This is a genomic window from Acinetobacter sp. CWB-G5 (genome assembly GCF_019209785.1).
Taxonomy (GTDB): Bacteria; Pseudomonadota; Gammaproteobacteria; order Pseudomonadales; family Moraxellaceae; genus Acinetobacter; species Acinetobacter johnsonii.
The window spans coordinates 57,309-63,308 of the sequence record NZ_JAHUTF010000011.1; the positions used below are offsets into that span (position 1 = coordinate 57,309).

5 protein-coding genes are annotated in these 6,000 nt (G+C 43.4%); all 5 read right to left on the reverse strand.

Annotation, left to right across the window (positions count from 1 at the left end; translation table 11 throughout):
- Positions 1 to 20: 20 nt before the first annotated feature.
- On the reverse strand, positions 21 to 1,397 hold the full coding sequence (gene cysG / locus KVY11_RS14400) for a siroheme synthase CysG (protein WP_218289325.1): 1,377 nt from the start codon (positions 1,395 to 1,397) through the stop codon (positions 21 to 23).
- 76 nt (positions 1,398 to 1,473) lie between these two features.
- Positions 1,474 to 2,745, reverse strand: coding sequence for a serine--tRNA ligase (gene serS, locus KVY11_RS14405; protein WP_004695457.1), 1,272 nt, complete (start codon positions 2,743 to 2,745; stop codon positions 1,474 to 1,476).
- A 100-nt stretch (positions 2,746 to 2,845) separates the two neighbouring features.
- Positions 2,846 to 3,658: an RsiV family protein gene (locus KVY11_RS14410; protein WP_218289326.1), complete on the reverse strand. Its 813-nt coding sequence runs from the start codon at positions 3,656 to 3,658 to the stop codon at positions 2,846 to 2,848.
- 131 nt (positions 3,659 to 3,789) lie between these two features.
- Entirely contained in the window at positions 3,790 to 4,488 is a 699-nt protein-coding gene (lolA, locus tag KVY11_RS14415; protein WP_010327331.1) for an outer membrane lipoprotein chaperone LolA, read from the reverse strand.
- A 220-nt stretch (positions 4,489 to 4,708) separates the two neighbouring features.
- A partial coding sequence (locus KVY11_RS16670; protein ID WP_305729599.1) for a YadA-like family protein occupies positions 4,709 to 6,000 on the reverse strand: 1,292 nt, incomplete at its 5' end.

A 6,000-nucleotide genomic window follows, 5' to 3' on the forward strand; every position in this document is an offset into this window, starting at 1 on the left:
CTCTTTCAATCTGGCAAAAGTTAATCTTGCCACTGTAATTGTTCACGCAAACTTACTACATCACCAATGATGGTCAATGTAGGCGCTTGAATATGATTTTCTTCAACTTTTGATGCGATATCCGCTAAGGTTCCGACCACCACTTTTTGTTCTGGCGTGGTACCTTTCGAGATCAAAGCAACAGGCATGTCTGGGCGCTGGCCATGCTCAATTAACTTTTCACAAATTTTCTCTAAACCAACCAAGCCCATGTACAGCACAAGCGTTTGATTCTGATAGACCAACTCATCCCAAGGTAACTCAGGCGAACCTTCTTTTAAATGGCCCGTAAGGAAACGCACACTTTGCGCATAATCGCGATGTGTCAACGGAATGCCTGCATAAGCCGAACAACCCGAAGCTGCTGTAATCCCTGGCACGACTTGAAATGGTACACCTGCTGCAAAAAGCTCTTGAATTTCTTCACCACCACGACCAAAGATGAAAGGATCACCACCTTTTAAACGGCAAACACGTTGACCTTTTGAAGCATATTCTACCAACAAAGCATTGATGCCTTCTTGCGGTACGGCATGGTTTGAGCGAGCTTTACCCACATAAATTTTTGTTGCATCTCGGCGGCAAAGTTCCATAATCGCAGGGGAAACTAAGCGATCATAAATCACTACATCGGCTTGTTGCATCAAACGCAATGCTTTGAGGGTCAGCAACTCAGGATCACCTGGACCTGCACCAACCAAATATACCTCACCTTTCGGCGTTTTCCACTCCAACAGCGCTTGCTCGATTAAACGATCTGCTTCTACAAGATTGTCATGAAAAACCTGTTCTTTCAGGGGACTTGCATATAAGTCTTCCCAAAAAACACGGCGCTCGTCAGGATTGGAAATCTTCGCTTTCACCGCTGCACGCCATTTTCCTGAAAACTCAGCCAGCTTACCCATCCCATGTGGAATAGTGGTTTCAAGCTGGGTTCGAATTTGGCGAGATAAAACGGGGGATGTACCATTGCTGGCCACTGAAATCACCAAAGGCGAACGATCGACAATGGCAGGAACCATAAAACGGCAATGCGGTGGATCATCCACACTGTTGACCAGTATTTTCAGCGCTTCACAGTCCTCAAAGACTTGAGTATTCACCGCATAATCATCTGTTGCAGCAATCACTAAACGATAGTCATTGAGTTGAATCTGCGCAGGATATAGCGCTTGGATATATTGCCCTTGGCTTTCTTCAACCAGTTGCAATAAATTTGCATCAATATCAGGAGCAATGACATGAATCACCGCTCCTGCTTTATGTAACAACACTGCCTTACGGTAAGCAATATGCCCACCACCGACAATCAGACAAGGTTGCTGTTGCAACTTTAAAGAGATTGGAAAAATATCCACACACGACCTCAATGAGTTTTATCTGACTGTCTTAAAGCAATTATTGTGCACAAAACTGTGCAGTACATCGACTTTATTAGTCAATGTACTCAGCGCCGCCCATATAAGGACGAAGCACGGTCGGAATTTCAATCGAACCATCAGCACGTTGGTAGTTTTCCATGACCGCAAGTAAAGTACGGCCCACAGCCAAACCTGAACCATTCAAAGTATGCACAAATTCAGTTTTCTTTTGGTCTGCACGGTAGCGTGCTTTCATACGACGCGCTTGGAAATCCCCCATGTTTGAACATGAAGAAATTTCGCGGTACGTATTTTGACTTGGTACCCAAACTTCAAGATCGTAAGTTTTAGTTGCACCGAAGCCCATATCACCACCACAAAGAATGATCTTACGGTACGGCAAACCAAGTGCTTTCAAGATCCCTTCTGCATGACCTGTAAGCTCTTCAAGCGCTTGCATTGAGTCTTCTGGTTTAACAATTTGCACCATTTCAACTTTGTCGAATTGGTGTTGACGGATCAAACCACGTGTATCACGACCATATGAACCTGCTTCACTACGGAAACATGGCGTGTGTGCTGCATATTTCAGTGGTAAACGGTCTGCATCAATAATTTCATCACGCACGAAGTTGGTTACAGGCACTTCCGCAGTTGGAATAAGGTAATACTCTTTTTCACCTTGTAATTTGAATAAATCTTCTTCAAATTTAGGTAATTGGCCTGTACCACGGAGTGAGTCAGCATTGACTAAATACGGTACATAAGCTTCGGTATAACCATTTTCCAAAGTATGCGTATTCAACATGAACTGGGTAATCGCACGTTGTAAACGAGCAAGTGGGCCTTTAAGCACGCTGAAACGAGAACCTGTCAATTTGGTCGCAGTTTCAAACTCAAGACCACCCATCCACTCACCTAAGTCAGTGTGATCTTTAATTTCGAAGTCAAACGTACGCGGCGTACCCCATGTGAGGATTTCCACGTTATCACTTTCGTCTTTTCCTTCAGGAACAGACTCATCTGGCAAGTTTGGAATGCTGAGTGATTTTGCTTCAAGTTCAGCTTGTAATTCAGACAAAGCGACTTCTGCGGCTTTGATTTCATCACCAATCGCTGACATGCGCGTCATAATTTCAGATGCATCACCACCAGCTTTTTTAATTTGGCCAACTTGTTTTGCACCCGAATTACGTTCAGCCTGAAGAGATTCAGTTTTGGATTGAATCTCTTTACGGCGAGCTTCTAGTGATGCCCATTCTTCAACATTCAGTTGTACACCACGTTTTGCTAAGGCTAAATTTACAGCCTCAATATTATTTCTGAGTAATTTCGGGTCGATCATAGCCAATCTTTTGCAAAGAAAAAAACTGGCTATAGTGTAAGCGCTTCAGGCCGAAAAATACAGTCACGCGATCACTAGCTGTGGCTTATTACAGCAATTTTCATGGCTTTTCTTTGCTCGCTTTTTCTCGTTCAGCTGCATAATCGACAAAACTCGGCAAATATTCCGCCTTAATTAAGCCGTTGGCTTGTTGATATGGTAAAACCAATTCAGACATCCCTTCTGCATAAGATGCTAATTCGTATAAGGGATAGACAAACACCACACCTTTGGCACTCATATAATAATTATCGGTCAGCTTCAATTGCTCGCGTGAAATATTATGATCAGACAGCCACATGCTATTGGCACTATATAATGCATCTAATAATTGCGATTCAGTCTTGTCCACCACAATGTCACTCAGCGCAACCCGTTTTTTCGTTGCCAAATCTAAGGTGATGTATTCGTTGTGATACATGCCATGTGCGGCACGCGCTGGGTAGTGATAATACATCAAGACAAAATCAGCATATTTGCCACGCTGCGCCACATAACGGACATCAGACAAAGTTTCACTGAGCATGTTTTCATCAATCTGTGGCTTAGCCTGCTTCGAGCTTTCAAACGCCACAGGATTGGCTTTTTTCATCCGCTCATCAAAATATTGATTGATCCATGGAACATTGGTGTCCAAGCTGTACAGCTGGTATTTGGTGCACCCTTCTTCATCACAAGCAATAGAACGCGCCAATTGTAATGGTCGAACTTTCGCCTCAATCAATGGCAAGGTCTGTACAACTTGAGCTGGTTTAGCTGTTTCTTCATTTTTTGCAGCGTTACTGTCATTTTGTGGCTGGCATGCGCTGAGCAATCCAACACACAACATCATTGCAAAGACAGATCCAATTTTATTGTTATGAAGTAATATCATGATTTACCCGCAGTTAAGTATTCAATAGCACAGACTATACAAAGCACAGCCATAACTTCCCACCACGTTATGTAACTGAACGTGACCCAATAAAAAACCACCCGAAGGTGGTTTTAAACAACAGACTCATTTTATTGGTCAATAATGTCTGTGCCTTTAGGCGGAGTAAAATTAAAGGTTGAAGCTGGGATATTGGTATTTACCTTGGTGTTATTAAAACGCACATAGGTTGTTTGTCCTAAAGAATCTTCTAAGATCATTAGCGTCGGCGCATTTTTCGCACCAAAACTGATCGTTAAACTTTGAAACGCACCATCATCGCTTTTTGGGTACAGGGTATAGTAAGTTTTACTCTGATTTGGTTGCGTAATACGGTATGACTTACGAATCTGTTCCGTATTCCCTGACAATAATAGTGCAGGGGTATTCGCCACCTGTTCATCTAAAGTCTGACGAACTGCTTGCTGTAAGTCTGGATCATAAATCCAAACCGTTTTGCCCGAAGTCACAATGGTTTGTTTTGCAGGGCTTGTAGTTTCCCAATAGAATTTCCCTGGACGCTCAACTTTCATCACCCCTTTAAAGGTCTGATTCATGTGCTGGGCAGATAAACCTTGTTTCTTCGGTGCTTTAGATGAATTTGTGACTTTGGTGGTTTGCTCAAAGTTAGAACTGATACTTTGGATACCACTCAACTGTTTCACTAAACTCGTCGTCGCTTGTTGCTCCGATGCTGCAACCGGAGCTGCAAATACTGTACTGCTCATAACAGGGCCAAGTGTTACTACACCTACTGTCATTGCACATAAAGTCTTACGAAGCATTTTCATAATCTCACCTTTTATAATTTGCGCAGTCGCAATTTGTTAGATGAGCTATCTTAAATCAAATTTTATGGCTAATAATTGAGAATATAAGAAGATTTGTATATTTATTGGTGCTTAATGTTGTGAAATATCCATCATGATGAAGATCAGATGTGCTCTTTACATATAGAAAAGCCTCTGAATGTGCAGAGGCTTTTCTAACTGAGGTTAAGAATTATCACTGTCATTTCCATTGCCAACCAATTGCTGCACCTGCACCGAAATCACCTTCACTATTGGTTGTCACAGCTACTTTGTATACATATTTGTTACTTTCAGTCACACCGCTGAGACCAAAAGCATAACCTTGCTCACCTTCCCATGTACCCACGCCGGCACTAAACATATTGTAGCCAGCATCTGTCGGTTGCGGTAAAGATGCTATTGCAATACTTGATGCTACTGCTGCATAGGTTCGATCTTCGAGTTTTCGCATGTCTCGGTTCAAGGCATTTACACGACTATCCGTATAAGCATTTGCTTGATTGAGGGTTTGTTGCCCAACTTGGTTCACATAAGTTTTTGCTTCATTCAGGATGTAGGTGTCAGCAGCATCCATCACTTCTTTAGAGATCCCATTGGTACCGTTTGTACCTTTAAGACTTGCTAACCATTGAGTAATGCTGCCCTCAAAACCATTACCAACTGCAACATCATAAGCACTAAAACCTGTTGCACCAGTCATCCCTGTGTTACCCATATCGCCTTTTAAGCTCGCGAGCCATTCGGTGATGGTTCCGTTAAAACCATTAACTTGCGCAACTTGATAAGCATTATATCCTGTTGCTCCCGTTTCACCTTGCTCGCCCTGTAAACCTTGGAGGCCTTGCTCACCTTGTGCTCCAGTATCACCTTTTACACCTTGGATACCTTGCTCACCCTGTAAACCTTGGAGACCTTGTTCACCTTGTGCTCCAGTGTCACCTTTCACACCTTGTAAACCTTGAAGACCCTGTTCACCTTGTGCTCCAGTATCACCTTTTACACCTTGGATACCTTGCTCGCCCTGTAAACCTTGGAGGCCTTGCTCACCTTGCGCTCCAGTATCACCTTTTACACCTTGGATACCTTGGAGACCTTGTTCACCTTGTGCTCCAGTGTCACCTTTCACACCTTGTAAACCTTGAAGACCCTGTTCACCTTGTGCTCCAGTATCACCTTTTACACCTTGGATACCTTGCTCACCCTGTAAACCTTGGAGACCTTGTTCACCTTGTGCTCCAGTATCACCTTTTACACCTTGTGCTCCAGTATCACCTTTTACACCTTGGATACCTTGCTCACCCTGTAAACCTTGGAGACCTTGTTCACCTTGTGCTCCAGTATCACCTTTTACACCTTGGATACCTTGCTCACCTTGTAAACCTTGAAGACCCTGTTCACCTTGTGCTCCAGTATCACCTTTTACACCTTGGATACCTTGCTCGCCCTGTAAACCTTGGAGGCCTTGCTCACCTTGCGCTCCAGTATCACCTT